Genomic DNA, 25,878 nt, shown 5'->3' with positions numbered 1-25,878 from the left:
AAATTCCGGTGGCTTTTTTTTAGATCACTTGTTTTTGAACTGCAGAATCAACGAATTCCTGTGGCTTCTATCCAGCCCATGTACCAAGCAAACAGGATGAGTAGAAACAGGGCAATCGACAAACCAATGCGCATGGTCAATGCGTTAACTGTTCGACTGGATTTGCTTTTGTCTTTCATGAGAAAGAAAAATGCCGAACCCAAACTTGCCAGAATGCCCAGAAATGCCAGGCCAATGATTAACTTCATGGTGAACACCTTTATAAAACCAACCGTGTACAGCACACAAGTGGAAGTATGTCATGGTTAATGCGATCAAATCACCCGGTAAAGTCAAGCTGGCTTTCACCCTGCTAATCGGTGCAGGATTGGTTTGGATGACTTTCAGCCTGGGCCAATGGCAAACTGGTCGAGGGCAGGAAAAGCAGGCGTTGTTTGACGCGCAGGCAAGCGCCTTGGCGGCTGCGCCCATCTCGCCGGGTACGGCGCAGCTCGACTTGGACAATTTGTCCTACCGAAAAATTGAGCTGAAGGGTCGATACCAAGCCAAAGCCCTGATATACATAGACAACCGTCAAGTGAATGGTCGGCCCGCTGTGCAGGTGGTTCAGGGGTTTCAGCCGGAAGGCGCGCAATTTTTGATTCCCGTTGACCGCGGGTTATTGTTGCGCGACCCCGCCGACCCGCGCAGGGCGCCCGACATGCCGGGTAGTCAGGATGGCGCTGACCAGCTGATCGAATTGCGTGGCACCATCTTGCCACGGTTCGCCCAGTCGGCGGAACTTCGGGGAATTCAACTTGGCGATGCAGAAAACATTTACCAAGAGGAAAGCAATGGTTTTCAGGTGTGGTCCAATTTTAGTGTGAATGAATTCGAAAGGCAGGTTGGGCAAGCGGTCAGTAATTTTGTAGTGACCTTGCAACCTGTTGAGCAAACCGGTGAAACGTTGAATGAAACCCGCAAGGTCGACGGCTTTTACCATGTGGCCGTTCCCTTGCAAGAGCAAGTGGCCAAGCACAAAGGCTACGCCTTTCAGTGGTATAGCATGTCAGCAGTTTTGGTCTTGCTAACCCTGTTTTTCGTGTATCGCGAGTTTTACAAAGGAAAGAAAACATGAATGCAGCCAGCGCACCAGCGAAGCTGAACAAGAGTCGAATCACCATTGTTTTGGTGTTCCTGACCTGTGCATTACCGATCGTGGCCGCCTTTTATTTGTACTTTTTCAACAAGCCCGATGGCACAAACAACTACGGCACTATTCTTGATCCGCAAGTGGATGTGTCCACCGAGGTATTCAAGAACATCAATGGCGACGACTTCACCATGAAGCAAGTGGCTGACAAGTGGGTGCTGATTCAGGTCATCAACAGTGAATGCGATGAAGTGTGCCAGAACACCATGTACTTCCAGCGCCAGGCCCGTGCATCGAAAGGCAAGGAACAGGGCAGAATTGCGCGTGTGGTATTCGTGACCGACGATGGTCCCCTGGAAACATTGCTGCTACGCCAGTTCCCGGATGTTCACTTTGTACGTGCCAGTGAGGCCCAACTGCAAAGCTGGTTGCCGCTAGAGCAGGGCATCGTGGGTAACAAAGGCAGTGCCGATATTGGCACCGTGCGCGACCACGTGTTCGTGGCCGACCCGCTGGGCCACGTCATGATGCGTTTCCCACCCAACAACACCCTTCAGTTCGACAAGTTTCGTAAAGACGTAAGCCGCCTGTTGTGGGCTTCAAACATAGGTTAAACACGAGAGCAGCATCATGAGTAGTTACAAGCGTTTGGTCGCATTCACCACAGTACTTACGTTCCTTTTGATTATGTTGGGCGCTTTTGTACGTCTGACTGATGCGGGTTTGGGTTGCCCCGATTGGCCGGGTTGCTACGGCAAGTTAACACCCACGCAGGCATCGGCTGAAATTGCTGCCGCTGTGGAAGCACAAGGCGGCACGCACGGCCCGGTTTCAATTCCCAAAGCCTGGAAGGAAATGGTTCACCGCTACGTGGCTACTTTTCTGGGCCTGTTGATAATCGGCATCATGGTTATGGCCTGGAAAAAGCGCGCAGAGCTGAAGCAGTCGCCCGCACTGGCAACCTGGTTGTTTTTTGCAGTGTGCTTGCAGGGTGCTTTTGGTGCCTGGACCGTCACCATGTTGCTAAAGCCCGCCATCGTGACCGGGCACTTGATTGGTGGCATGACTATTTTGGGCATGCTGACCTGGCTGTGGCTGCGCCAAACCAGCCCGGCCCGCACCGTTGCCCCACCGAAAGACTTAAGCAGTCTGCGTGTGCTTGCCCGTGTAGGCTTTGTGGCTGTTGCGGCACAAATTATTCTGGGTGGATGGGTCAGCACCAACTACGCGGCTGTGGTGTGTACCGATTTCCCGACCTGCCAGGGCAGCTACTGGCCACACATGGAATTCAACCACGCCTTTCACATTGTGCGTGAATTGGGTGAAACACCCGATGGGCAAAACCTGAATGTGGCCTCACTCACCGCCATTCACTTCATCCACCGAATTGGCGCATTGGTGGTAACAGGTATATTGGGCTTCCTGGCATTTGCCCTGTGGCGCAACCCGGGTACCAAGCCGCTGGCCATTGGCGTGGTGGCTGCACTCACCCTGCAAATTGCGATGGGCATCGGCAATGTAGTCTTCCAGTTGCCTTTGTGGTTGGCCGTGGCGCACAATGGGGGCGCTGCGCTGTTGTTGGTCACCCTGATCTTGGTAAACTATCGGGTTGCCGGCAATCGCCATCGAATTTCATAAGGGCCACCATGCCATCTGCTCCATCCAAGGCCAACAAAGCCACCAACGGCTTTTTGCATGTCATTAAACAGTACTGGACATTGACCAAGCCCCGTGTGGTGGCCTTGATCGTGTTCTGTGCTGTCATTGGCATGTTTCTGGCCACCCCTGATTTGCCGAATGTGCAGGTGTTGATTGCAGGTACCTTGGGTATTTGGTTGGTGGCGGGTGCGGCAGCAGCATTTAACTGCCTGGTTGAACAAAAAATTGATGCAGCCATGGCACGCACCCGGGCGCGCCCCTTGCCCCGTGGCGAATTAAACTCCATGCAAACCTTGGTGTTTTCAAGCATGGTGGGTGGCGTGGGTGTGTGGATTTTGTATGTGTTTGTGAATCCGCTGACCATGTGGCTGACTTTGGCCACCTTCGTTGGCTATGCGGTTATCTACACCCTGCTTCTAAAGCCGAATACGCCTCAAAATATTGTAATTGGCGGTGCATCTGGCGCAATGCCGCCTGTACTGGGCTGGGCAGCGGTGACCAACAGCGTCTCTGCCGAAGCTTTGGTGCTGTTTCTCATTATTTTTGTGTGGACACCCCCGCATTTCTGGGCCCTGGCCCTTTACCGCACGCAGGAATATGCACGCGCTGGTTTGCCCATGTTGCCTGTTACACATGGCGCGGCATTTACCCAGTTCCATGTGTTTCTGTACACCATCATGCTGGCAGCCACCACCATGATTCCCTACGCCATGAAAATGAGTGGGCTGATTTACCTTGCCAGCGCGGTGGTATTAAATGCAATCTTTATTGGGTATGGCTACAAAATCTGGAAAAATTACAGCGACGCCTTGGCCAAAAAGGCATTTACCTATTCCATCGCCTACCTGGCGTTTTTGTTCGCGGCCTTGTTGGTCGACCATTACATAACGGTGTAAGCAGTATGCGCAGTTTATCTACCCAGTTTCGAAAAGCAGTGAAGTTGGCAGCCATGGGTGCAGTGGTTTTGTTGGCCGCATGCAATGTAGGCCCAGCCCAGTTTGTGAATACCGACATTACGGGTTCAGCACTGGTGGCCAATTTCAAATTGAAAGATTTGTCTGGCACCGAGCGCACAATTGAAAGCTACAAGGGCAAGGTGGTTGCCATGTTTTTTGGTTACACCCATTGCCCGGACGTGTGCCCAATCACCATGCAGCAGTGGAGCGAGGTAAAAACGAAGTTGGGCGAGAAAGGCGACAACCTGCAGGTGTTGTTTGTGTCTGTTGACCCTGAACGCGACACACCTGAATTGTTGCGCAGTTATGTGCCCCAATTCAACCCAACCTTTGACGCCTTGACCGCACAGTCTTCAGAAGAACTGAAGCCCTTGTTGAGTGGCCTGCGGGTGTTTGCAGGAAAGGTTGAGGGCAGCACCCCGGACAATTACTTGATGGACCACACATCGGCCAGCTACGTATTTGACCAGCAGGGCAGGGCACGTTTGCTGGTGCGCCACAATGCCGACTCGGCCCCTGTGATCAGCGACGTCGAGCAAATCCTTGACGGCAAATAATCCCTAATCTTTTTCGGCGGTGATTACACAACAGCTTAGTGCTTCCATTTCCATTTGAAGGCATCTGCTGAATTCCTCAAATGTCCATGCTTTTTCAGCGTCGGCATATGAACAGTACTTGGTGTAAATACCGGTGCTGCTGGTTTTGAAAACAACCTGCCACTCCACACTCACGGGTTGCCCCACTTGCCTGTGGTTGACCAGCACAATGACAGGGCGTCCCTGCCCAATTTCGTACTTAATCAACTGCAAGGTCTTTTCTACCGAACTGCCTGAATACCACTGTGCACGCAGACCCGCCTTTCTCAGGCTTGCCAGCATCATGCCGGGCGTGGTGCCCATGTCACCAGCCAGCGTACCGGGTGCTTGGCTCCAGCGTATTAATTCTTCGATGTAAGGGTCATTTACAGGGCGACCGTTGCGTTCCTTGGGCAGATGACTCCAGCCAATTGAATGGAAGTGAAGCACGGTGCCCAAAGCACACGGGCCGCTGAAGCTGTTATTTTTATTGGGCGCTGCAAAGCCCCAAATATTTTCAAGACGCACAATCTCATTTTGCGTAATTGGGTAAACGCGCTCGGGTAGGCTTGCAATGTTTTTTGCTTCAGTAAAGTCAATTTCAAAAGCCTTGTTTTCGTTCATTCAATACTTCCTCATGCCTCGTCTGTTTAACAGGCATCTTATTCAGTGAATCGGCACGACTCTGTCGTGCATAGTTCTATGCATATTTCTTATTCCGTTGTGCAGAACAAGACCTATGTTGGAAAGTGATGAAACAGTTTGAAGTTCAGAAAAGCAATTGACCTTGCGTTACCGTTGAACGCGGGTCATGGCTTGGGTGGGTGAGTTGAAATGTTGGCTCAGCGAGTAGATTCAGTGCTGGAGAGCGAGGAAAAAAGAATGTCAGTTTGTGATTGATTGCCCAATGTGCCCAAAGGCGAGGCAATTCCTGTGGCACCCAACAAACCATCCAAGGCACCACTTATAGGTCCTATTATACCATCAAGTGGATTTGGCTCTGGCTGGGGCTCTGCGGGGGGTTGGGGTGTGCCTGCCGGGGGTGGGTTGGTGGTTTCCCCAGCGTTTGATTCGTTGGTGGTGCTCGTTGCGGGTGGGTTGTCGTCGTTGTCGCTAAATACCGCAGCAGTGGCGCCCAGCGCCAGCACACTTTCAAGCACTGGGTAGCCGGTTGACTCGCCAGCGCTGCTTGTACCGCTGCCCGAACCAAACAGACCAAACAAGTTGGGCGCTTCTTCGCCGGCCTGTGCAGTGTTAACTGCAGCCTGGCTGTCGAAGTACACCCCTTGCCCGTAAAGTTCAGTGGCTATCCACTGCGGTGCTTCATCCATTTCAACCACTTCAAGATTGAAAGTGGCTGCTGCGCCCTTTTCAATTACCAACGCGTCATTTACACCAGTAAATTGAATTACTGCTTTTGCATTAATGTCGCTAACTACCCGGTCGCCTGGCAGCAGCGCCATGCCGACCTGGGCCGGCAGAAAAAAGCCATCGCGAATCAGCTGCACATTGCCGCTGACGGCAGTCACATTGGCTTGTTGTTCAATCGAAACAGTGTTTGTGTTCATGGTGCTTAGGCATAGTTGTAGGGGCCGCCTACTTCCAGTGCTTTCTTGTAACTGGGCATGGCATGTATGCGTTTCACATACGCTGTTATTCTGGGCATGCTGCCAATAGCTTCTGCGCGGCTAATGGCTGCTTCCAGCGGAAAGCTCATCATGAAGTCGGCACCTGTCATTTCATTGCCGCAAAACCACTCGTTTTTGGCCAGTACACTTTCAATGTAGGCAAACTGTTTTTCAAGGTTTGGGTTAATAAAGCTGGTTTTAACCTGCTTGGAAATGCCGCGCGCAATCGGCAGCACAATTGGCTTTAGCAGCGCAGGCACTGGCGCATTTTCAATTTTGTTGAATACCAGCGTCATGACCAATGGTGGCATGGCCGTGCCTTCAGCAAAGTGCATCCAGTAGGTGTAATCGCGGTGCGCCTGGGTGCCCGCTGCAGGCCTTAGGTTGCCGCCTGCTTTGTCGATCAGGTATTCAACAATTGCACCACTTTCTGCCACGGTAATGTCGCCGTCAGTAATCACTGGCGACTTGCCCAAGGGGTGAATTTTCAGCAACTCGGGTGGAGCCAGGTAGGTTTTTGCATCACGGGCATAGCGGGTTACCTTGTAGGGCAAGCCGAGTTCTTCGAGCAGCCAAATAATGCGTTGCGAGCGTGAATGTTCCAGGTGGTGAACTTCAATCATCATAAAAAAGGGCTTGTTTCCAAGCCCTTAGTGTAGTCAGTTTTCACCCAAAATGATTACTTAGCTTGTTAAAGCCTCGCCATTCTCGTATTTCAAAAGGGCGGTTTTCATTTTCTTCATGGCCTGAGTTTCGATTTGGCGAACCCGTTCCGCCGACACACCCAGCTCGGCGGCCAGATCATGCAGGGTTTTGGCTTGGTCGCCAGCCAACCAACGGCTGGAAATAATGCGTTGGCTGCGTTCATCGAGGCTGGAAAGCGCAAGGTCCAGGCCCTCGGTGTGCAAGCGCTCGTTGTTGGCGTCTTCCAGCACCTCGGTGGGTTCGGCGCCTTCGGCGGTCAGGTAGCGGGCGGGGTTGTAGCTGCTTTCCTCGCCATCCACATCAATAATCGGGTCCAGGCTGAATTCATGGCCCGCCATGCGGCGTTCCATGTCTGAGACATCTTCAGGGCGCACGTTCAGTTCGGTGGCCACTTCGCTGATTTGGTCGGGCGACAGGGTTTGGCCATACTTTTTGAAGCTGTTCAGGTTGAAAAACAGCTTGCGGTGCGCCTTGGTGGTGATCATTTTGACCATACGCCAGTTGCGAATAATGTACTCGTGAATTTCAGCCTTGATCCAGTGCAGGGCAAAGCTGACCAGGCGCACGCCACGGGTGGTGTCAAATCGCTTAACGGCTTTCATCAGGCCAATATTGCCTTCCTGAATCAGGTCGGCATGGGGCAAACCGTAGCCCAGGTACTGGCGGGCCACGGCCACTACCAAACGCAGGTGGCTAAGCACAAGGCGGCGGGCGGCTTCAAGGTCGTTGTCGCGTTGCAGGCGTTCGCCAAGCTCCACTTCTTCCTCGGGCGTAAGCATTGGGATTTGGTGGGTAGCTGAAATATAGGCATCAAGGTTGCCAAGCGGCCCGCGGGCCACCAGTGCCCAAGGGTCGCGCACAGCCAGGCTGCTGCCAATGGCGCGGGTGTTAGCAAGTGTTAATGCTGCTGTGGTCATATTTGCGGTGTTCTCCGATAAATGAACCAAATTCCATTTAATTTTAGCACTCTTCGTTTATGAGTGCTAAGGGGGTGGAAAGTTCCGCGATAAAGCTGTTCTGAACTATTAAAGTCGAAAACTGGCTATTAAAGTCGAAAACAAAACATTAAAGTCGAAAACAACATTGGGTCGGGTTTTTAACCAGTGTCAGTAGTGTTAAGAGCAAGTTTTGACGTCGATACCTCCCAAATACGATTGCCTCCACCCATTCTGATCAGGGTTCAATCTATTCAACTCGATCTCAACTTGATCTGAGTCAAGATAAACCGCATAATCTAATCAATTTGATTAGATCGTTCGTCCCGGTTCTCGTAAAGTCAGAGATATCGTTTTGTTCCCTTATTTTGGGAGTTTCGGGTGTCCCAACCTCAAAAGCTCGCAAACTTGACTCCTACCCAGCGTGAGCGTCTGGCCCATATCGATTTTCGACTCTACTTTTTTGGTGATGTTGGTCGTAGAGATCTAATGGAACGCTTCGGCTCCGCACCGGCTGGGGCCACTCGCGATTTGGCGTTGTACCGTGAAATCGCGCCGAAAAATATCACCTTTGACGGCAGTAACAAGATCTATCGAATAGGGCAGGCGTTTTCTCCGCTGTTTGATCACCCAGCTAAGCGGGTGTTGTCGGTACTGGCCCAGGGCTTTGGCGATGGTCAGAGCGGCCAGACGCAGCCGCCATTGCCCTGCGAGTCACCAACAGCGTTAAGCAATCCTAGGATGGATGTTCTTGCACCGGTCTGTCGAGCGATCCACGCGAAGCGACCAGTGGCAATTCGTTACCACTCGCTTAGTAGTGGTGAATCTGAGAGAGTCATCGTGCCCTTTGCGCTGGTGGATACTGGCCTACGCTGGCACGTACGTGCATTCGATAGGAAGAGTCGCGAGTTCAGGGACTTCGTTGTGACACGTATCGAATCGACTGCTCTTCTTGATGAGGAGTCACTGTCCTGGGAACTACCAGATAGCGACATACAGTGGACACGCATAGTCGAGTTGAACTTTGTGCCTCACCCTCGATTAGAACGCCCTGAAGTTATCAAGATGGATTATGGGATGATAGGGGACTCAATCAGGATGCATGTGCGTGCAGCGGTGGTGGGTTATATGCTGTTGCGCTGGGGCGTAGACTGCTCGCCAGATCACCGTCTTAAGGAAGAACATTACCGCCTATGGCTCAACGATCCTCAACCTCTTTATGGTGTTGAAAACGCTAAGCTTGCTCCTGGGTATGAGGCCCAGACAGCAAAGACATCACGCAAAGGATAACAACAGAATGACAAAAAATGACAACCTTAAAAATGCTAACGGGGGAGACTTAGGTTTTGAGGCGGACCTTTTCAGAACTGCCGACAAGCTGCGCGGTAATATGGAACCCAGCGACTACAAACACGTCGCACTTGGTCTCATCTTTCTGAAATACATTTCCGATGCCTTTGAGGCTAAGCACAAGGCCCTGCTGGCCGAAGATGCTTTAGCCGCAGAGGATAAGGACGAGTACCTCGCCGACAACGTGTTCTGGGTGCCAAAGGAGGCGCGCTGGTCGCACCTGCAGGCCAACGCCAAGCTGCCCACAATCGGCACCTTGATCGACGACGCAATGCGCGCCATCGAGAAGGATAACGAGTCGCTCAAGGGAGTGCTGGCCAAGGATTACGCCAGGCCTGCACTTAACAAGGTGATGCTAGGCGAGCTGATTGACCTTATTTCAGGCATTGCACTCAACGAGGAAGGCGGGCGCTCTAAAGACATTCTAGGGCGGGTATACGAATATTTCCTTGGCCAATTTGCTGGTGCCGAGGGCAAGCGTGGCGGCGAGTTTTACACCCCACGTTCGGTGGTTAGGCTAATGGTTGAAATGCTGGAACCTTATTCAGGGCGTATCTATGACCCGTGTTGTGGATCTGGTGGAATGTTTGTGCAATCAGAAAAATTCGTTAAAGAACACGGTGGCCGCCTTGGCGACATTGCCGTTTACGGGCAAGAGTCTAATTACACGACATGGAGGCTCGCCAAAATGAACCTGGCTGTACGCGGCATCGACTCAAAAATTTTCTGGAACAATGAAGGTAGCTTCCACAAAGATGAATTTGCCGCCCAGCGCGGTAGCGATGGCGCACCGATGAAGGCGGACTATATTCTCGCCAATCCGCCATTTAATATTTCGGATTGGGGGGGAGACCGACTACGAGAGGATGTGCGTTGGAAGTTCGGTGTGCCGCCCGCGGGCAATGCTAACTATGCTTGGCTGCAACACATCATCCATCATCTTTCGCCAAATGGTACGGCTGGAGTCGTTCTAGCTAACGGATCGATGTCATCGATGCAGTCCGGTGAAGGCGACATTCGACGCGAAATGATTGAGAAGGATGTTGTCGATTGTATGGTGGCCTTACCAGGGCAGTTTTTTTACTCGACCCAGATTCCTGCTTGTCTCTGGTTTCTTGCTCGCAATAAAAATCCCGGAAATGGTTGGCGAGACAGGCGCGGAGAGGTGCTGTTCATCGATGCGCGTAGACTCGGAGTGCTAGTTGATCGGACGCGACGAGAGTTCTTAGACGCAGATATTCAGAAAATTGCTGAAACTTATCACGCGTGGCGCGGCGAGTCTGAGGGGGGAGCCTACCGGGATATTTCTGGTTTCTGTAAGTCGGCCTCGTTGGATGCAATTCGCGAGCAGGGTTATATTTTGACACCAGGTCGTTTTGTTGGTATTGAGGAAATAGCAGAAGGCAGCGAGTCGTTAGCCGCGAGGATGGGGCGTCTCACTATTACACTCAGTGAGCAATTGGCCGAGTCCAAGGAGAACGAACAAACGGTGCGTGAGAAATTGCGACTGGTTGGTTTTCCCATTGGGGAGGACATCAAGTGAAGTTATCCGACTTAGTCGATTTCAATCCAAGGCGGCCTTTGGAAAAAGGAATATTTGCACCGTTTATAGAGATGGCCGATTTACCGGAAGGTGGCCGAGATATTACCCGTATTGGACATCGTGAGTTCTCCGGTGGCGGTAGCAAGTTTTCCAACGGGGATATCTTGTTTGCTCGAATAACACCTTGTCTGGAGAACGGGAAAACTGTGAGAGTAAGTGGACTGCCCGATAGCTCCGTTGGACATGGGTCAACCGAGTTCATCGTCATGGCAGCTAAGGACAAGGGCCATGATACCGATTTTGTTTACTACCTTACTCGATTGCCGGAATTTAGGGCTTTTGCCAAAGGTCGTATGGAAGGAACGTCAGGCCGTCAGCGTGTATCTTGGCAAGCGCTGGCTGATTTCGAGTTTCCTGATATCGATATTAAAACGCGTAAGTCTATTGCCGAGGTTCTCTCGTCTTTGGACAATCGGATTGCCTCCAACTGTCTAGTCAACAGAACGCTAGAAGACATCGCGAGGACACTATACAAGGACTGGTTTGTCGATTTTGGTCCGGTACGCACAAAGGCTAGTGGCCTAAATTCGCGCTGTATCACCGCTGAGATTTTGTCCCGATTCCCTGCTTCTATAGATGATGGGGGGACTCCTCGTGGGTGGATCGCTGGGAAACTTGGGGACATTGCAGAATCGCGTAATAAAGTAGTTATGCCGGCCGATGTATCACCTGAGACACCATATATCGGGTTAGAGCATTTACCACGGCGTTGCATTGCCCTATCAAATTGGGATAGTGCGAGTATTGTTGCCAGCAACAAGTCACGTTTTTCCAAAGGCGAGATCCTATTTGGCAAGTTACGTCCCTATTTTCACAAAGTTGGTATTGCTCCAATAGATGGTATTTGTTCAACCGATATACTTGTCTTGGCGCCGAGGGCAAAGGAATGGGATGCCTTTGTTATGATGTGCGTGGCTAGTGACGAATTCGTTGCTTATACCGACCAAACCTCGAATGGCACTAAAATGCCGCGTACAAGTTGGGATGCTTTGAGTCGCTACTCGATTGCCCTGCCCGATGAGGCTGTTGTAAATGCTTTCAACGAAGTTGTGCGCCCGATGCTTACAACTATTCAGGCCAATGTTCTGGAAAACAAATCACTGGCCACAATAAGGGATCTATTGTTACCAAAGCTAATTTCTGGTGAGCTAAGGGTGAATGAGGCTGACAGTATCGTAGGAGGGGCTGTATGACTATGGACTGGTGCCCTGGGATCAGAGAAGCCTGCGCGCACTGGCAGAATGCGACAATGCTTCAACACACCTTTGACGCTTTGCAGATGGCCTTGGAGAGCGATAGTGATGCGTCGATCGATGCGGTAAAAGGACTTGTTGAGTGTATTTGTAGGGTAATCATAGATCAACTCGATGATCCCACTTCGCCTCTGAAACCAAAGGACGAGGCATCCATTACGGAGTGGGTGTCAGCTGCAATACGGGTTTTAGGACGAGGCGATGTTCGGGATAGAAAATTCGCCGACCTAATCAAGCACCACAATGGCTTGGCCGAATCTCTGCGTGTGCTGAGAAATGACGCAGGGCCATTCAGTCATGGAAAAGATGGCTTCATCCAAGCATTGACGATTTACCATCGTCGAGCGGCGATTCTTGCTGCGGATGCGCTTGTTACTTTTCTGTACAAGGCTTATCTCGACTCACAACTCGATCCGATAAGCTCTCGCGAACCATGGGAGCGGTTTGCAGAGGGCAATGCACTGATCGATGCACACGTGGGGTTAGTTGTGGATGACGATGACTCAACGACCCTGCGCTTCATATTACCAAGTGGCGATGAGCTGCCCATAAATATCGAAGTCAGCCGATTGCTCTACCAGCTAGATCGGGAGGCTTACGTCGAGGCATTGAACGCTGCGCGCGGGGCGCAAAAGCCAGCGCAAGTTAGAGAGCAAGGAGAACACTAATGGCGTTTCTTTCGGAGGCCGCCATCGAGAAAACACTGCTGGATCAGCTACGCGCTCTCAATTATAGAATCGAATGCGAGGAGGACATCGGTCCTGACGGTCAACGGCCTGAGCGAGAAAGCCATGATGAGGTAGTGCTGAAGCGTCTCTTTGAGGAGGCTGTCACACGCTTGAACCCTGGTTTGCCATTTGAGGCACGACAAGATGCGATACGAAAGGTAACTCAGTCCGAACTGCCATCACTTCTAGAGGAGAATCGCCGACTCCACAAGCTAATGACGGAAGGTGTGGATGTCGAGTACCACGCTGACGATGGCACGCTGACCGCAGGGAAAGTCGCACTCCTCGATTTCGAGCGCCCCGAACTAAATGACTGGCTGGCAGTAAGCCAGTTCGTCGTTATCAACGGCCAGAATAGCCGGCGGCCCGATGTGGTGGTGTTCGTGAACGGTTTGCCGCTGTGCGTAATCGAACTGAAAGCACCGGGTAGCACTGGGGCGCATCTGCTGGGCGCATACAACCAACTGCAAACCTACAAAAAGCAGATTCCAGCGCTGTTCAATACCAACGCGCTGCTTGTCACTTCAGACGGTATTGCCGCCCGAGTGGGTTCCCTGTCGGCAGACCTTGAACGCTTCATGCCCTGGCGCACCACTAATGGTAAGGATATTGCGCCAAAAGGTGCGCCAGAATTATCGACACTTATTGAAGGTATGTTTGAGCATAGCCGGTTGCTCAATCTGCTAGCGCACTTTACGGTGTTTGGTGAAACCGGTTCGGGTTTGGTCAAGATCATCGCGGGTTACCATCAATTCCATGCGGTGCGACGGGCTGTGGATTCAACCGTTCGTGCATCTGCGCTATTTTCAGGCTCGGAAGAAGACCCTGCGGACTATGGTTTTTCTAGCGTTAAATCGCAGGCTAAAGGCGACCAGCGAGTTGGCGTTATTTGGCATACACAAGGTTCTGGCAAAAGTTTCTTGATGGCGTTTTATGCGGGGCAACTGGTGAAGCACCCAGCTATGGCCAACCCCACGCTGGTGGTGCTGACAGACCGTAACGACCTCGACGATCAGCTTTTCTCCACCTTCTCGATGTGCCGCGACTTGATAAGGCAAACACCGGTGCAGGCGGAAAGTCGTGAGGATTTGCAGAAAGTGTTAAGCCGGGCATCAGGTGGTGTAATTTTCACGACCTTGCAGAAGTTCGGTGAAATTGCAGAGCCGCTGACCACGCGCCGCAACGTGGTTGTCATGGCGGATGAGGCCCACCGCAGCCAGTATGGCTTTAAGGCGAAGGTTGATGCGAAGACTGGTCAAATTTCATATGGCTTCGCAAAGTACATGCGTGATGCTCTGCCAAACGCTTCCTTCATCGGCTTTACCGGCACGCCTATTGAGGCCGACGACGTGAACACACCAGCTGTGTTCGGCAATTACATTGATGTGTACGACATCAGCCGCGCTGTGGAAGATGGCGCTACCGTGCCGATTTATTACGAGTCGCGGTTGGCACGCATCGAACTGAACGAGGAAGAAAAGCCGAAGATTGATGTGGAGGTCGATGACCTGACGGAAGAGGATTCCGAGGCCGACCAGGAACGCTTCAAGCAAAAGTGGTCAACGGTTGAAGCCTTGGTTGGTAGCGACAAGCGCCTTGCTCTTGTGGCCAAGGACATGGTTGCCCACTTTGAAGATCGCGTGGCCGCGCTGGACGGCAAAGCAATGGTGGTGTGCATGAGCCGCCGCATCTGCGTGAAGCTGTACGACGAAATAGTAAAACTGCGCCCAGACTGGCACAGCACTGATGACAACGCAGGCGCTGTCAAGATTGTGATGACGGGCGCAGCAAGCGACCCGCAGGAGTGGCAGCAGCACATTGGCAACAAGGCCCGGCGCGATTTGCTAGCCAAACGCGCCCGCGACCCCAAAGACCCGCTGAAATTGGTGATTGTGAGGGACATGTGGCTGACCGGCTTTGATGCGCCATGTATGCACACCATGTACATTGACAAGCCCATGCAAGGCCATGGATTGATGCAGGCAATTGCGCGCGTAAACCGAGTGTTTCGCGACAAGCCCGCTGGGCTTATCGTCGATTATATTGGGATTGCGCAAAACCTGAAGTCGGCACTTCAGCAGTATTCCAAAAATGATCAGGAAAATACTGGTGTTGATGAAGCGCAAGCTGTCGCTGTGATGATGGAGAAGTATGAAGTTGTGCGGGATATGTACCATGGCTTTGACTACGCATCTGCAATGAACGGAACGCCGCAAGAGCGTTTGATGATGATGGCTGGGGCCATTGAGTGGATTCTTGATTTACAACAAAAGTTGGCTGCAAACGAAAGAACAGTTGAGGGTAAGAAGAATATTCACCGGCGATACCAAGACGCGGTACTGGCCTTGTCCAAAGCGTTCGCCCTCGCATCGGCTTCCGACGAGGCTCGGGAAATTCGGGAAGAAGTCGGTTTTTTTCAGGCGATTCGTGCCGCGTTGACCAAGAGCAGTACTGGTTCTGGAGTGAGTCAGCAAGAGCGCGAATTGGCCATTCAGCAAATCGTTAGTCGTGCGGTGGTATCGACCGAGATCGTGGATATCCTGGCTGCAGCGGGCATTAAGAGCCCAGACATTTCCATTCTTTCCGATGAGTTTCTGCTTGAAGTGCAGCAGATGGAACGCAAAAATCTTGCGTTAGAGGCATTGCGCAAGCTGATCAACGACGGCATTCGCTCGCGCAGCAAAGCCAACGTGGTTCAAACCAAGGCGTTCTCTGAGCGATTGGAAGACGCCGTAGCACGCTACCACGCAAACGCAATTACCACTGCCGAGGTGCTGCAGGAGTTGATTCGACTGGCCAAGGATATTCGCGCGGCTCGCCAGCGTGGCGAAGAGCAAGGATTGTCAGAAGAGGAAATCGCCTTTTATGATGCTTTGGCTGAAAACGAGAATGCCGTGCAGATGATGGGTGATGAGAAACTAAGGCTGATCGCACACGAATTACTGATGAGCCTGCGAGAGAATGTATCTGTAGACTGGGCGCATCGAGATTCAGCCAGGGCACGAATGAGAGTTCTTGTGAAGCGTATCCTGCGCAAATACGGATACCCTCCCGATCTCCAAGACACGGCGGTTCAAACTGTTTTGCAGCAGGCAGAAGCGCTGTCGTCAGGATGGTCTGTATTGCGTGGCGGGTTCATCTAATTTGCTCGATCGTGAGAAGGCTATCTATCCACGCTTATGCAGACCGATTCAAGTCGACAGTTTGTATTTGAAACTTGAGAACTCCTCGATCAGCGTTTCTGCTGACTCAAAGAGCCCCATCATGATTGGCAAAATCATTGTAATTTTTGCTGCGGATCGGTAGCCATAAATTAGATATCCATCGACAGGATCGAATAGCAGGCCTCTTGTTTTCTTGAATCTTGCTGGGTACACCTCCTCAAACAATCCGGTTCCGTAAATATCTAAAATGTGGTCAGAAAATACATGATTGCCTTGGTCATCGGGCGTGGTTTGGAACCCTTGGTTGCGTGCGGTGGAAACTAGAAAAAGTCTCATCAAATCACAATCGATGAAGTTCGTGGATTGTTCTAATTCGCTCCAATAGCTATGGAATTTCATTTGAGTGGAAATTTCCATTTTCGACCTCACAGGAATTTTGTAAAGAATTTTTTCGTTTGCAGGTAAGTGGGGCATCCAGACATCCCAGCTGCTGGGCTGATTCCTCAAAAGTGGCTGGCCGTAATGAATGTGGCAATAGCTAATATGTTCAAGCTGGTGGTGCCGCTTGTACGACGACCAACCAATTTGATCGAATTCATCATCAGTACATTTCTTGCAATAAGTCAGGTCTTTTGAAATATGCTTAGACGCGGCCAACAGAAGTTTTTCCCCAGTAATCCTTAGATCGAAAGTGCCGACGGTCCCAGGCAAGATGGATGTAAACGGCAATATGGTGTGTTTCAGGATTATGTCTAGGGCTGTGGTGTTAAGTAGCCTTGCGATTAGCTCTACTGAAGGTGTGATACCTAGGTTATCCGGTAAACCAAATCGATTGGCAATGTGATGCAACATGACTTGTCGATCCTTAAAGCCGTTCACAGTGGTCAAACGATGAATGTATGTGGAAACAAGTTCATTGAGAGTTGGTGCAAGAACTAACAAATTTTTATTTTTTCTTAGGTGGTTTGCCATTAGACAGGAGAAATTCGTTCCAGAAAACGCTGTTTCCAGGCATCAGATCTTCATAGTGGCTCATGGCGTTGCGGTCATTGTGCATAAGTGCCGAAACACCGTGGCTTAGCATTTGTGTTAATTTTTGAGAGCCTAGCTCGAAAGATTCTACCGATAGCGTTGAGTGCCCTTGTCGAATCGCATAACGATGGGCGGCTATCCAAAGGCCAATAACGATTCGAGGAATCCCGGCGCTCAGTTCAAGAATCAAACTAGCGAGTTCATCTGTCAATTCAATTTGCTGCTCAGTGTATTGATACTCAAAAAGGTAGATCAAAAAGTGATTTTTGAACGCGCTTAAACTTTGTTGATTGAAAGTGGGTATTTGGTGATAGCCCATACTCGTGGATCTTTGCGCATTGCTGAATCTTTTTGCCAGCGCATCGAGTCCATCAGGGGTTCCAGAATAAAGAACTGGGATTTGACCGCTGTTGCTTAGGTTAAGGAGCCACTTCAGCAAGTCATCTTCCACAATTCTAAGCTCACGCTTATGGTTGCTACTTTTTCGACTCGCAGCCGAGCTAAGTTGAAAGAGGTTCTGCACTTCATCGATGTGCAGAACCCCCAGAAATCCTGATTTTGCAACCTGCAACCACTCGTTTAAATCTGATGTTGGTCTTCGCGATGTTGAGTTCGGTCGACGTTGAAATCTTGCTTGTTCTATGGCTGTATTCCAAGCTTCCATAAGATTGTCGACAAAATCACGTGCCTTACCACTGTGTGGGGCTTCCACACTCAACCAAACCACTTGTTTAACCGGGCCTTCAGCATTCGGGAAATCATCGTGATCAATTACCTGTGGGTAACATTTTGACAGGATGGTTGCGCAGGTAATTGATTTGCCAACGCCCGGCAACCCCACTACTGTTGCGCCTGGTGCTGTCCGTGGTACTAGGTAGGTTCCTGGATGATGGAGATCTCGCCAAGTTCTAACGTTCAATGGGTTTCGAGGTCTATAGCCGTTCCTGATCATTAGGTCGATCGTGTCGAAAATTTCGAATTCAATAGGTTGTGGAATGTGTAAATCCGCTACTTCCTCACAGCACTGAATGCGATGAGAATCTGAGGTGAATTCGATGTCTTTGGGCAATTGAGGTAAATACACGAGACGTTCAAGCAACTCTCCGCGTGTTTTGAATGTTTCAAGTTTTTTGATCAGTACGTTATCGAGATGATGGGATTTGTTCATTCGTCGCCGCCTTTATTTCTACCTGTTAAACGTTGCATAAGCAGTGCGTAACTTCTCTCCAGTTCTTTGTCAGGTCGCGAAACATTTGCAGTCACGGCTTCTTTGGGCCGAATACCAATTTCGTTCAACTCAGCTTTTTGATTTGATGTTTCAATCTCTATTCTTCTGGCCGCCGAGATGTTCGGAATGGGATCATTTTTGACCTTGTCCATTTTCTGAGTTGATTTTTTTGATTCACTAATAATCGATTTTTGTTTCGAGTAAGTGTGAACGCTGATCTCATTGTGTTTGTGTTCATGTATAGATTTAGTTGCAGCACGAATAGCTTCACAGTCGAGCCATTCATCAGCGGTAATCGTAGGTAGTGACAATGAGGTGTCGGTGATTGTGAATCGAATGAGATCATCGGATCCGTTATCAGGAATCCACAAAGACTGCATCGATCCAGGATAGTGATAGGCATTGATTTCTATAAGCCCTCGATTTCGCGCGATGGTCGTAAATTCTTTGAGATCAATTTTTGGAGAGGTGTAATTGCAGTTCAAGTGAGTCAAACCGTCTCGCTGAATACTTGCTCTCACTGGTTGTAACAATGAACGGTTGATTTCGTCTGCTGGAATAGCTTTTCGATATCCAATCCCAACCGAATGTCCCCAGTTCCAAAGTCCAGCGGGGGAGGGGTCAACTCCATCGGCAAGCATCGACGCATCCAACCGGTTTGAGCGATCGGCTGTGAGGTTGTATTCATGAATTGAATGCTGTAAGTAAGCCCAAAATTCATTTAAGGTCAATGCGCTTTCTTGTGGTTTTGACTTTCTAAGGTCCATTTCATCGCGGCGTGTATCGAGTGCACCAGGTACAAATCGGAACATCTTGTCTTTTTCAATTCGGTGCAGTACTTCCACCAATCCTTTGAGGTCACCTCGGTAGGGTGGTGTGTAGCTGGTGTGCGGAAAAAGCTTGATTGCAGTTTCCTTATGCTTTTCGCTCAGGTATTCACCTCGATCACACAACAAGGCCGCTGGTAACATTGGTCTTGGATTTAGGGATTCAAGTGGATCTTGCCCCCACAGCTCGCCTAGAATTGCTGGGTCACAAACTGCGTTAAATATTGCGAGTTTGGCTGTCTTCCAACTTGGCCCTTCCAGACAAATATGTCCACCAACGATTGCGGTTGACCACATGTCGACAATTAGGTAAACGATCGGTCTTCCAATAATCCAGTCGCGGTTGACCGAGGAGCGAAGATATATATCACCAATGGTCGAGTCGATAGCCCAAGTGTGACCTGGCCCTGGAACACCTTGCCAGCCCTTCGCGGTAAGCCCCCGGCGAGAGGACTCCAAATGACGTTTGCTGGTTGTTTCGCCGATTCTTTGCATAGAGGATGTTCCACTCTTTAGCACGTGGAGGATTTGTGCTCTCGAGGGATATTGGCCCCGTGGCCAGAGGGCTTTAACCATCTGACCGTTGACCTCAGTGACGTCACTAAAGCCCATTTCCAAAATATGCTTGCATCGCACTGGATACGATGGCTTGGGATTTTTAAATTTTGAATCAAGGGATAAAATCATTTTGCGCCATTCGCTAGTGATCCCTGGTTGCAATACAAATTCGTGGCCCAGAGTTTTCTGCATGGATTGAACTTTGCGTTTGCGACCGGGTTTTTGTCGTATCAAACTACCGTCCGGGTTTACATCGCAAGGGCGAGGGATGCCTCGTCCCCCACAATTTTTTAAAGACGGACTTAGGGACGGGGCTGTTAAGCCGTACCTACAAAGCAAGGACCAGTTTTTGTGGACGTAAAACTTTGAGACTGAGAACTTGTTCATCGCCTGCTTAACTAAAGAGCTTATGGAGCAAGTTGCCTCAAGCTCATCGTGCAAACGAATTTGATCAAGGAAGTCGCCCATAACTTGCACCCTGCGCGAATATATTGACAGAGCCTTCGGACTCAGGCTTTTTGCGTCGCTACTATTGCGCTTGTATTCGATGGATACGATTTGCCCTTGTTCAACAAGTGAAGCAAATACTTTTTTTGGTATCCATCGTAGTTTTCCTACAAGTGGTAGTGGGGACTTTTTCCTTTTTCGTTTGCGGGCCCTGGTTTTTGAAGTCTCTGAATCTTCGTTTGCGATTAATGAACAGGCGATTAGACCTCGCGCAACGCTATTAATGATGATTCTGTAAATGCCAGGGTCAAAATCTTTGTAGGTTGTTTCAGGGCCAATTAGCCGAAATGTTTCATTGGAGATCATTTCCATGCCGATCTCCCACTGAGTACAGGGTTTTGATTCTCAAATTCTTGCTGTGAGATTAGTTCTACTGACTCGCTAGGTCTCCAGCCTCTGGTTAGTTTGATTGGGCAGTAGCCGCTCCATACACACCGCCAAAATGCAATCTGTGCGCAGTTAATGTCACCGACCGCATCACCCAGGATTTGCAGGATTTCGGATAATGGTCGGCCTTGATTTCTCGCCACAATGTCGCTCACAAGAGAAAAATTAATCGTCCTATCGAGCTCTGTAATTACCCATCCAGCGGTACGTCTTAGATTTTCACCCACGCGATGGTCGTAGGTTTCTGGCGTTATCAACAGCCATTCGGTGTCCCTCTGCCTCCAATACTCACGTTCAATATCCATGAGTTGCATTGTTCGGCGATTCTTGATAATGCTCGTCCATGGCTCAGCCTTCACACTTATAGCAAGCTTTTTCACTGCGTTTTCTTGCCGCAGCAGTACCAAGAAGTCTGTGGACATTCTCCAGGGTAGTGACTGCTCAGCATCATGGGTACTGGGATGTTTGACCTTCAGCGTTTCGCTGATTTCTAAGGTGCCTGGGTACATTCCGTACTCATTTAGGTCAGCTGTTTGATCCAGGTAGTCGTTTTCTCGGTACAGGCAGAGTGGTTGTTGCTCTCGGACCTCAATCAAATTCGGCAGCATTTGAATGAAGTATCTGACGATCAATTCCTTGTCGCTGAGCAGGTGTATGAAACGTCCCTCATGGAAAACTAGGTGACTTCTCCCGTGGCTTGCTGGATCTGATCGGGTGATCTGATGCCATGGTTGGTAGTTTTCAAATCTTCCAATTCCACGCTCGCGTTCTTCAAATCTTTCCAAAGTACGCGGTGTAAATCTTTTGGTTGTTCTCAATATTCACCCCCATTATTTGAACGAATGTGTTTCTCACATAAGTCCGTGATGCGTAATAAAAAAATGGGGGTATTGACGAGCGATGGCTCTGCTCGTAGACTGAGAAATGTAAGTAGTCAGTCGGGTCAAACCCCCGGCACAAAAAGCGTGAGGGCCCTAATCCTCGCGCTTTTTTCTTTTGGTTCTATGCTGTCACGTTGGCGACCCTCCTTTCGAACCGATTTTTGTATCTCGATAGCCTTTGATTGGGGACACTTTGCCCTCGAATTTTCTGGGTTTATAAATATACTGAGATGGCCAAATCTGGCTGATTTCAAGTCCCAATAGGTGAGCGATGTGGCTCGCGACAAAATGGGAGGTGGTGCGACCATGGACCACATTGCTGACAATCCCCGTGCTTACACCGAGCTCCCGCGCAATTGATGATTGAGATTTCCCAATCCGTTTTAGGCTGTAATTGATCTCGAGCGGGTCCAAGTTGTTGGTGACATCCTTAGTAATAGGTAGTAATCTATTTTTAAGACATTTAAAAAAATACTCTTTAAGCAAATATATATTCAATGAAAGATATTGAGCAAGCTATTTCTGATGTAGAAATGTCGTCTTTGGACGGTCTCGCCTCAAGGCTTGGTTTAGTAATTGCCCTGAGCGGCATGAACCAAGGGGAGTTCGCAAAAGCAATCGGTGCCTCCGCGGCATTTGTAAGCGATGTTGTACGTGGTCAAAAAAAACCAGGGGCAGAGTTTCTGCTTGCAATTAGGCAGGCGGTAAAAGTTTCAATTGATTGGTTGCTTACTGGCGAAGGATCAATGTCAGGGGAGAGTCGGATAGATTTAGATTGGATGCGGGCCATCAGATTGCGGGTGTCGCTTGCCGAGTTGGCCTGCAGGGAGAATAACCAGATGGCTCGGGCAGTCCTCGATCTAATTGAGAATGAGAGGCTCACCGAAGTTGTTGATGAGCCTGCGATACAGAGCTTTCTGAATTCTGCGCTTGATCGGCCAGTGCCGATTGATTTAATTCTCACCATGTACAACTCCCAAGTGTGGAATCAAGATCGGACCAGTGCTGGTAAGACCGTGCTTAGCGATGCGATTGCTTACTTCCAAGCGAAGAAACCTGTCGATTTCTCAGCGTTGCTGCATCAGGAAAAGGCTGAGTCCCAAAATTCTCAAGTCAACATCGGATCAGGAAATAGAATTGCGGGACGTGACTATCATGAAGAATGACTTTAAAACTGCGCAGGCTCATCTAGATAGTTCTGCGAATTCTCGACCCCTTCAAACCAATATCGGCGAACGCAATCGAGTGGCGGGCCATAACTATTACGAATCCATAAACTATTCAGATTCAGTTCTGGACATCGGTGATGAAGTGCTCATCGATGAATTGGCACTTAACAGCGAGAGATTTTTCCGCAGGCGGTTTGGTTTTTCGGTGCCCAAAAGCAATCGACAGCAGGTGTTGGATCTTCAAAAACAGATGGGTGCTTCTGATCACCAAATCCGTTGGTTGCATCGAGGTGGATATTTGCAGCTTCAAAACGAAGCAATTCGGTTGCATGTCAACAAGTGGATGCCTGTCTTTGCGCTTGCCGGCATTGGGTTGCTGTCGATTGTTTATCTGTTTTTGTTTTTGCGTGCAGTTCCCTCGGAGCACATCTCGCCATTTCAAGCCGTTGGTACTCAGTTGCTCATCGCCACAGTATGGTTTTCGATAATTGCATGGATGTACGAGGGGACTGTGAAGCCATGGCCAATCGTTAAAAGATGGGCGGTTCGCAGGTCGAGCTGTGAAGGTTGACCTTGTTTCTGCCAAAGCTATTGCCAGATGAAACCTTATACAGTTTGATGGTTCGGGTGTGCCGCTTAAATGGGGTTGTCGATTGCCGCGACTTGTATGAAAAGCAATTCAATTTGGGGGTTTGCACGTCCTTCGTCGATTCCAAAGTGGATTGGGGTGGGCTTTTTAAAGCCCACCTGGGTCGGTATGCAAAATCAATTCACGATTGGCATTCGGTAAATTATCCTTCGCCTGCCGAGAGGAGAGCTGACCCCTTGAGAGGTCAATACTCGTTGGCGGAAGTGAGTTTTGCAGGTGGCTCAAATCTATTGTTTTGTCCCAAATGCAGGAACGAAGATTCGAGGCAGTTTGGTTTCTCATACTGGCGTGTTTCTCATCAGTTGGAGTTTTGCGATTGGTGCGTTAATCACGAAGTTCGTTTGCAGCGACTGCGGATCAAGAAATCCTCTCTGCATATTTACGGATATCTTCCCAGCGACATAACAGATTTTGATAAGCAGGAAGACACACTGGTTACACCCCTCGCGTTATCGATGGCATTTCCTGAATTTCGCAGAAAGTTGTTGGCGGATCAGATGGAGGCAGGATCTAGTCAGTCGGATAACTTATGTGGAATGTTACTGGATGGCATTCATGGCATAGGGTGCTTGAAAGATGACGGGAAAGTTGCTGCCCGCATGCTTTTGAAATTCCTATGTCAGCGATTAATGGGCTGTGAGCCCGCCCAGCTCGATAAAGTGAACTTAAGGCGTATAGGCCGCTTGGTATCTTCACTTAAATCGGGTCAATTTACTCCGGTGTCCGAGGAGAGTGTGACGCTAATGGCAATTCTCTATGAAAGTACGGAGGCTTTGAGTAACCAGTCTTTGTGGGTCTCTGTCTTTGGATATCGGGGAGTACACCAAGCAACTGTAAACAAAAGCGCGGATACAGATGTGCGCGTGGTGCATCGAAAAGTTTGTTTGAATTACCTGGAGCAAAACGATGCTCCCTCTCGGCTTGAATTTACCCAGCGCCATTACCGCTCATTTTGTTGGCTTAACAGGTGGGATTCCGACTGGTTGGATTTACGCCTACCGATGGTGGGCCGACAGCCAAAGCAATTGGATTTATTTGACGGGCTTTGATGCTCCAATCTACAACACGGGATGTCACACCATGCATTTTTCTCAGTTCACTGATCTCGCGGCCGAGTTGGGGCTAAATCAAAAAACTCTTTCATCTTGGGTGGGGATAAGCAGCGGGTCGCTGAATTGGGCGCGACAGCGAGGAACATTCAAGGGCGATGCTTCAAGCTTGCTTTCAGGTGTTCAATTGATGCTCGACACAATTAAGACTGCGGATCTTTCGCCTGATGCTGTGAATTTTCAACATGGCCGGTGGTTGGCAAGTTGGATGGAAGAGCCTAACCCGGCTTTGGGTGGGGTGACACCCAGAGAGTTGCTCGGAGAGCCTGATGGGCAGGGGACAGTGTTGAATTTACTGAATGCGATTTTGCACGGGGTATATCAATGAAGACTTTTCGATAGGTGTTGACTTGATATTTAATTTTTTAAAACCACAACAATGTCATTCCTCATCCACTTCCCCAAGTAGCAGTGTCATGCGGTATCCATTTTGCTGAAGAAGTACTTCCTCCCAAATGGTCCAGTTTCTTGCGTCTTTATCGTCAAGCCAGAGAAAAGCGTCTGTCTCTTCTTGGTCTGAAATGTCCCCAATCGAACCACTAAATTCTTTAGTGAGTGATTTACTAAATATCTGCTGATCTTTCTTAAGATTGATATACGGAAAGTCTTCAGACCGCACGCTGTATATAAATCGACCATTCTTGGAGAAAATAATAGCCACATGATCTCCATGCAGTTCGGTAAGGCGTCTAGCGGCTGACTCCTTACTAACTTGGCACAAGTTCTGCAGATCGATAATGTTTTGAAGTGATGGAGTTTGACGAATTAATCTATGCGTCGCCAAAAATGACTTTGGCATCAAAAGGTGAGAGGCAAACTCGTTTGCCTCTTTTTCCATATCTGAAACGCTGTTTCGACCTTTCTCGCGTAAAGACATGTCCTCTTTTGTACACATTAATTGCGTTTGTCCGGGCTTCGCTACATGACGTAAATTGAGGAAGTGTCCAAGCTCATGGGCAATGGTAAAACGTTTTCGAAATGTTTGAGAGGTTTGGTTGACTAGGATGAATCCGTTCGTTTTGGTATCGTCTTGAATCAATCCACCTTCAAAACCGGTTGTTTCCAGTTCTTTAATTTCGAGTATTCCACACGCAGCTGCGCATGCTTCTATGTTGATCGGAACAGGGTTCTCTAATTGGTTTGATATTTGAGAGAAAAGAAGCTCCGCCAACTTTGCGGGTTGCGCTGTATCAGCTAACTCACATCGATCAATCGTTAACGTTGGTTGCATTCTTTCTGGATCTCAGCTGCTCGGTCATAGATTTAATTAGTTCTATATCCCGGTCTTCTAGTTCACGAAGATCCCTGAAAAGTGGCGCCAGAGCATCATCTGCTTCAGTCTCACTAGCTTCGCCTACCAAGGTCTTTATTGGAACGTCCAGGGCTCTAGACAAGTTTGTCAGAAGAGAGAGTGATGGATTCTTGGTTTTGCCTTGTTCCAAGTCCCATATGTGAGCTTTTGACGATCCGACCTTCTCCGCAAGCGCCTGTAGAGACAGGTTCTTGGCCATCCGGTACTTTCTTAAACGTTTTGCAAAATCATCCATACGCAGAATTATATGCCAACTGACAGCAGCATAAAAATTTTATTGACTTACGAAAACGTACAGATATATCATTACGCCACGGTCATGTGATCGGGTACTTCAGGAGTAACTGCGATGCGTAAACCAATAGGTACAACAGCTAGAACTGGTGAGGTTTGTCCGGAAAGTGGAGTCTGGCGTCCGCAAAATGGCAATACAACTGCACCGATTGCGAGGGGTAATAGAATGCCCCCGTATAACCAACAAGCAACCATCTGGGTTTTAGTGCAGCATGCGTAACTTGTGGGCCCTCGAGT

26 protein-coding genes are annotated in these 25,878 nt (G+C 49.5%); 14 read left to right on the top strand and 12 right to left on the bottom strand.

Translation table 11 applies throughout. The annotated features are described in order from the left end of the window. Positions 1–47 precede the first annotated feature (47 nt). Positions 48–248: a twin transmembrane helix small protein gene (locus NSP04_RS01425; RefSeq protein WP_257510551.1), complete on the bottom strand. Its 201-nt coding sequence runs from the start codon at positions 246–248 to the stop codon at positions 48–50. A gap of 53 nt (positions 249–301) precedes the next feature. Here NSP04_RS01425 and NSP04_RS01420 point away from each other — a divergent pair, with 53 nt between their 5' ends. The 5 genes from NSP04_RS01420 to NSP04_RS01400 are packed head-to-tail and all read left to right on the top strand — an operon-like array spanning position 302 to position 4,304. Then, the gene (locus NSP04_RS01420) at positions 302–1,117 is read left to right on the top strand and encodes an SURF1 family protein (protein ID WP_257510550.1); all 816 of its coding nucleotides are present in this window, start codon (positions 302–304) and stop codon (positions 1,115–1,117) included. Continuing rightward, complete coding sequence (locus NSP04_RS01415) at positions 1,114–1,746, top strand: SCO family protein (RefSeq protein WP_257510549.1); 633 nt, start codon at positions 1,114–1,116, stop codon at positions 1,744–1,746. The genes NSP04_RS01420 and NSP04_RS01415 overlap by 4 nt, the downstream gene beginning before the upstream one ends. Positions 1,747–1,762: 16 nt before the next feature. Further along, a complete protein-coding gene (locus NSP04_RS01410; RefSeq protein WP_257510548.1) occupies positions 1,763–2,770 on the top strand; it encodes a COX15/CtaA family protein in 1,008 nt (335 codons plus the stop codon). A gap of 8 nt (positions 2,771–2,778) precedes the next feature. Then, complete coding sequence (gene cyoE, locus NSP04_RS01405) at positions 2,779–3,687, top strand: heme o synthase (protein ID WP_257510547.1); 909 nt, start codon at positions 2,779–2,781, stop codon at positions 3,685–3,687. Positions 3,688–3,692: 5 nt separating this feature from the next. After that, positions 3,693–4,304: an SCO family protein gene (locus NSP04_RS01400; RefSeq protein ID WP_257510546.1), complete on the top strand. Its 612-nt coding sequence runs from the start codon at positions 3,693–3,695 to the stop codon at positions 4,302–4,304. Positions 4,305–4,307: 3 nt separating this feature from the next. Here NSP04_RS01400 and NSP04_RS01395 read toward each other — a convergent pair whose 3' ends face one another. The 4 genes from NSP04_RS01395 to rpoH form a co-directional block, all read right to left on the bottom strand. Then, positions 4,308–4,946: a hypothetical protein gene (locus NSP04_RS01395; RefSeq protein ID WP_257510545.1), complete on the bottom strand. Its 639-nt coding sequence runs from the start codon at positions 4,944–4,946 to the stop codon at positions 4,308–4,310. A gap of 218 nt (positions 4,947–5,164) precedes the next feature. Next, positions 5,165–5,890, bottom strand: coding sequence for a FecR family protein (locus tag NSP04_RS01390; RefSeq protein WP_257510544.1), 726 nt, complete (start codon positions 5,888–5,890; stop codon positions 5,165–5,167). A 5-nt stretch (positions 5,891–5,895) separates the two neighbouring features. Further along, the gene (locus NSP04_RS01385) at positions 5,896–6,573 is read right to left on the bottom strand and encodes a glutathione S-transferase (protein ID WP_257510649.1); all 678 of its coding nucleotides are present in this window, start codon (positions 6,571–6,573) and stop codon (positions 5,896–5,898) included. A gap of 60 nt (positions 6,574–6,633) precedes the next feature. Then, positions 6,634–7,572, bottom strand: coding sequence for an RNA polymerase sigma factor RpoH (gene rpoH / locus NSP04_RS01380; RefSeq protein WP_257510543.1), 939 nt, complete (start codon positions 7,570–7,572; stop codon positions 6,634–6,636). Positions 7,573–7,971: 399 nt separating this feature from the next. Between rpoH and NSP04_RS01375 the strand changes: the two genes are divergently transcribed. From NSP04_RS01375 to NSP04_RS01355, 5 genes are read left to right on the top strand one after another with little or no spacing between them, the layout of a single operon-like run. Beyond that, positions 7,972–8,880 carry a helix-turn-helix transcriptional regulator gene (locus NSP04_RS01375; protein WP_257510542.1) on the top strand — a complete coding sequence of 303 codons (909 nt, stop codon included), beginning with the start codon at positions 7,972–7,974 and terminating at the stop codon, positions 8,878–8,880. Positions 8,881–8,887: 7 nt separating this feature from the next. Further along, positions 8,888–10,483 carry a class I SAM-dependent DNA methyltransferase gene (locus tag NSP04_RS01370; protein ID WP_257510541.1) on the top strand — a complete coding sequence of 532 codons (1,596 nt, stop codon included), beginning with the start codon at positions 8,888–8,890 and terminating at the stop codon, positions 10,481–10,483. Continuing rightward, positions 10,480–11,736 carry a restriction endonuclease subunit S gene (locus NSP04_RS01365; RefSeq protein ID WP_257510540.1) on the top strand — a complete coding sequence of 419 codons (1,257 nt, stop codon included), beginning with the start codon at positions 10,480–10,482 and terminating at the stop codon, positions 11,734–11,736. The genes NSP04_RS01370 and NSP04_RS01365 overlap by 4 nt, the downstream gene beginning before the upstream one ends. After that, positions 11,733–12,464 (top strand): abortive infection family protein, encoded by a 732-nt coding sequence (locus NSP04_RS01360; protein WP_257510539.1) that lies wholly within the window; start codon positions 11,733–11,735, stop codon positions 12,462–12,464. The genes NSP04_RS01365 and NSP04_RS01360 overlap by 4 nt, the downstream gene beginning before the upstream one ends. Continuing rightward, positions 12,464–15,667 carry a type I restriction endonuclease subunit R gene (locus NSP04_RS01355; protein WP_257510538.1) on the top strand — a complete coding sequence of 1,068 codons (3,204 nt, stop codon included), beginning with the start codon at positions 12,464–12,466 and terminating at the stop codon, positions 15,665–15,667. Before NSP04_RS01360 ends, NSP04_RS01355 begins: the two co-directional genes overlap by 1 nt. Positions 15,668–15,715: 48 nt before the next feature. On the opposite strand, the gene NSP04_RS01350 is transcribed toward NSP04_RS01355, so the two are convergent. From NSP04_RS01350 to NSP04_RS15000, 5 genes are all read right to left on the bottom strand, one after another. Beyond that, on the bottom strand, positions 15,716–16,660 hold the full coding sequence (locus NSP04_RS01350; RefSeq protein WP_257510537.1) for a TniQ family protein: 945 nt from the start codon (positions 16,658–16,660) through the stop codon (positions 15,716–15,718). Next, positions 16,635–17,888 (bottom strand): ATP-binding protein, encoded by a 1,254-nt coding sequence (locus tag NSP04_RS01345; protein ID WP_257510536.1) that lies wholly within the window; start codon positions 17,886–17,888, stop codon positions 16,635–16,637. The genes NSP04_RS01350 and NSP04_RS01345 overlap by 26 nt, the downstream gene beginning before the upstream one ends. Next, positions 17,885–20,152, bottom strand: coding sequence for a TnsB C-terminal domain-containing protein (locus tag NSP04_RS01340; protein ID WP_257510535.1), 2,268 nt, complete (start codon positions 20,150–20,152; stop codon positions 17,885–17,887). Before NSP04_RS01340 ends, NSP04_RS01345 begins: the two co-directional genes overlap by 4 nt. Next, positions 20,143–21,045, bottom strand: coding sequence for a TnsA endonuclease N-terminal domain-containing protein (locus tag NSP04_RS01335; RefSeq protein ID WP_257510534.1), 903 nt, complete (start codon positions 21,043–21,045; stop codon positions 20,143–20,145). Before NSP04_RS01335 ends, NSP04_RS01340 begins: the two co-directional genes overlap by 10 nt. 192 nt (positions 21,046–21,237) lie before the next feature. Continuing rightward, positions 21,238–21,522, bottom strand: a complete 285-nt coding sequence (locus NSP04_RS15000) for a helix-turn-helix domain-containing protein (RefSeq protein WP_371824984.1) — start codon at positions 21,520–21,522, stop codon at positions 21,238–21,240. A gap of 83 nt (positions 21,523–21,605) precedes the next feature. Here NSP04_RS15000 and NSP04_RS01330 point away from each other — a divergent pair, with 83 nt between their 5' ends. From NSP04_RS01330 to NSP04_RS01315, 4 genes are read left to right on the top strand one after another with little or no spacing between them, the layout of a single operon-like run. Beyond that, complete coding sequence (locus tag NSP04_RS01330; RefSeq protein WP_257510533.1) at positions 21,606–22,274, top strand: helix-turn-helix domain-containing protein; 669 nt, start codon at positions 21,606–21,608, stop codon at positions 22,272–22,274. Further along, a complete protein-coding gene (locus NSP04_RS01325) occupies positions 22,264–22,848 on the top strand; it encodes a hypothetical protein (protein ID WP_257510532.1) in 585 nt (194 codons plus the stop codon). Before NSP04_RS01330 ends, NSP04_RS01325 begins: the two co-directional genes overlap by 11 nt. Continuing rightward, complete coding sequence (locus NSP04_RS01320; protein WP_257510531.1) at positions 22,845–23,975, top strand: TniQ family protein; 1,131 nt, start codon at positions 22,845–22,847, stop codon at positions 23,973–23,975. The genes NSP04_RS01325 and NSP04_RS01320 overlap by 4 nt, the downstream gene beginning before the upstream one ends. 31 nt (positions 23,976–24,006) lie before the next feature. After that, a complete protein-coding gene (locus NSP04_RS01315; protein WP_257510530.1) occupies positions 24,007–24,363 on the top strand; it encodes an antitoxin Xre/MbcA/ParS toxin-binding domain-containing protein in 357 nt (118 codons plus the stop codon). Between the two features lie 54 nt (positions 24,364–24,417). On the opposite strand, the gene NSP04_RS01310 is transcribed toward NSP04_RS01315, so the two are convergent. Continuing rightward, the gene (locus NSP04_RS01310) at positions 24,418–25,266 is read right to left on the bottom strand and encodes an ImmA/IrrE family metallo-endopeptidase (RefSeq protein WP_257510529.1); all 849 of its coding nucleotides are present in this window, start codon (positions 25,264–25,266) and stop codon (positions 24,418–24,420) included. After that, a complete protein-coding gene (locus NSP04_RS01305; protein WP_257510528.1) occupies positions 25,244–25,582 on the bottom strand; it encodes a helix-turn-helix domain-containing protein in 339 nt (112 codons plus the stop codon). The genes NSP04_RS01310 and NSP04_RS01305 overlap by 23 nt, the downstream gene beginning before the upstream one ends. Between the last annotated feature and the right edge of the window lie 296 nt (positions 25,583–25,878).

This window comes from Limnobacter parvus, assembly GCF_024623725.1.
Lineage (GTDB): Bacteria > Pseudomonadota > Gammaproteobacteria > Burkholderiales > Burkholderiaceae_B > Limnobacter > Limnobacter parvus.
This window is presented reverse-complemented; position numbering and strand designations above follow the sequence as displayed.

What these genes read in the sequence shown, in the direction of transcription:
- NSP04_RS01425 (WP_257510551.1), bottom strand. Translation starts at nt 248, where the DNA reads ATGAAGTTAATCATTGGCCTGGCATTTCTGGGCATTCTGGCAAGTTTG.
- NSP04_RS01420 (WP_257510550.1), top strand. Translation starts at nt 302, where the DNA reads ATGGTTAATGCGATCAAATCACCCGGTAAAGTCAAGCTGGCTTTCACC.
- NSP04_RS01415 (WP_257510549.1), top strand. Translation starts at nt 1,114, where the DNA reads ATGAATGCAGCCAGCGCACCAGCGAAGCTGAACAAGAGTCGAATCACC.
- NSP04_RS01410 (WP_257510548.1), top strand. Translation starts at nt 1,763, where the DNA reads ATGAGTAGTTACAAGCGTTTGGTCGCATTCACCACAGTACTTACGTTC.
- cyoE (WP_257510547.1), top strand. Translation starts at nt 2,779, where the DNA reads ATGCCATCTGCTCCATCCAAGGCCAACAAAGCCACCAACGGCTTTTTG.
- NSP04_RS01400 (WP_257510546.1), top strand. Translation starts at nt 3,693, where the DNA reads ATGCGCAGTTTATCTACCCAGTTTCGAAAAGCAGTGAAGTTGGCAGCC.
- NSP04_RS01395 (WP_257510545.1), bottom strand. Translation starts at nt 4,946, where the DNA reads ATGAACGAAAACAAGGCTTTTGAAATTGACTTTACTGAAGCAAAAAAC.
- NSP04_RS01390 (WP_257510544.1), bottom strand. Translation starts at nt 5,890, where the DNA reads ATGAACACAAACACTGTTTCGATTGAACAACAAGCCAATGTGACTGCC.
- NSP04_RS01385 (WP_257510649.1), bottom strand. Translation starts at nt 6,573, where the DNA reads ATGATTGAAGTTCACCACCTGGAACATTCACGCTCGCAACGCATTATT.
- rpoH (WP_257510543.1), bottom strand. Translation starts at nt 7,572, where the DNA reads ATGACCACAGCAGCATTAACACTTGCTAACACCCGCGCCATTGGCAGC.
- NSP04_RS01370 (WP_257510541.1), top strand. Translation starts at nt 8,888, where the DNA reads ATGACAAAAAATGACAACCTTAAAAATGCTAACGGGGGAGACTTAGGT.
- NSP04_RS01360 (WP_257510539.1), top strand. Translation starts at nt 11,733, where the DNA reads ATGACTATGGACTGGTGCCCTGGGATCAGAGAAGCCTGCGCGCACTGG.
- NSP04_RS01355 (WP_257510538.1), top strand. Translation starts at nt 12,464, where the DNA reads ATGGCGTTTCTTTCGGAGGCCGCCATCGAGAAAACACTGCTGGATCAG.
- NSP04_RS01350 (WP_257510537.1), bottom strand. Translation starts at nt 16,660, where the DNA reads ATGGCAAACCACCTAAGAAAAAATAAAAATTTGTTAGTTCTTGCACCA.
- NSP04_RS01345 (WP_257510536.1), bottom strand. Translation starts at nt 17,888, where the DNA reads ATGAACAAATCCCATCATCTCGATAACGTACTGATCAAAAAACTTGAA.
- NSP04_RS01340 (WP_257510535.1), bottom strand. Translation starts at nt 20,152, where the DNA reads ATGGAAATGATCTCCAATGAAACATTTCGGCTAATTGGCCCTGAAACA.
- NSP04_RS01330 (WP_257510533.1), top strand. Translation starts at nt 21,606, where the DNA reads ATGAAAGATATTGAGCAAGCTATTTCTGATGTAGAAATGTCGTCTTTG.
- NSP04_RS01325 (WP_257510532.1), top strand. Translation starts at nt 22,264, where the DNA reads ATGAAGAATGACTTTAAAACTGCGCAGGCTCATCTAGATAGTTCTGCG.
- NSP04_RS01315 (WP_257510530.1), top strand. Translation starts at nt 24,007, where the DNA reads ATGCATTTTTCTCAGTTCACTGATCTCGCGGCCGAGTTGGGGCTAAAT.
- NSP04_RS01310 (WP_257510529.1), bottom strand. Translation starts at nt 25,266, where the DNA reads ATGCAACCAACGTTAACGATTGATCGATGTGAGTTAGCTGATACAGCG.
- NSP04_RS01305 (WP_257510528.1), bottom strand. Translation starts at nt 25,582, where the DNA reads ATGGATGATTTTGCAAAACGTTTAAGAAAGTACCGGATGGCCAAGAAC.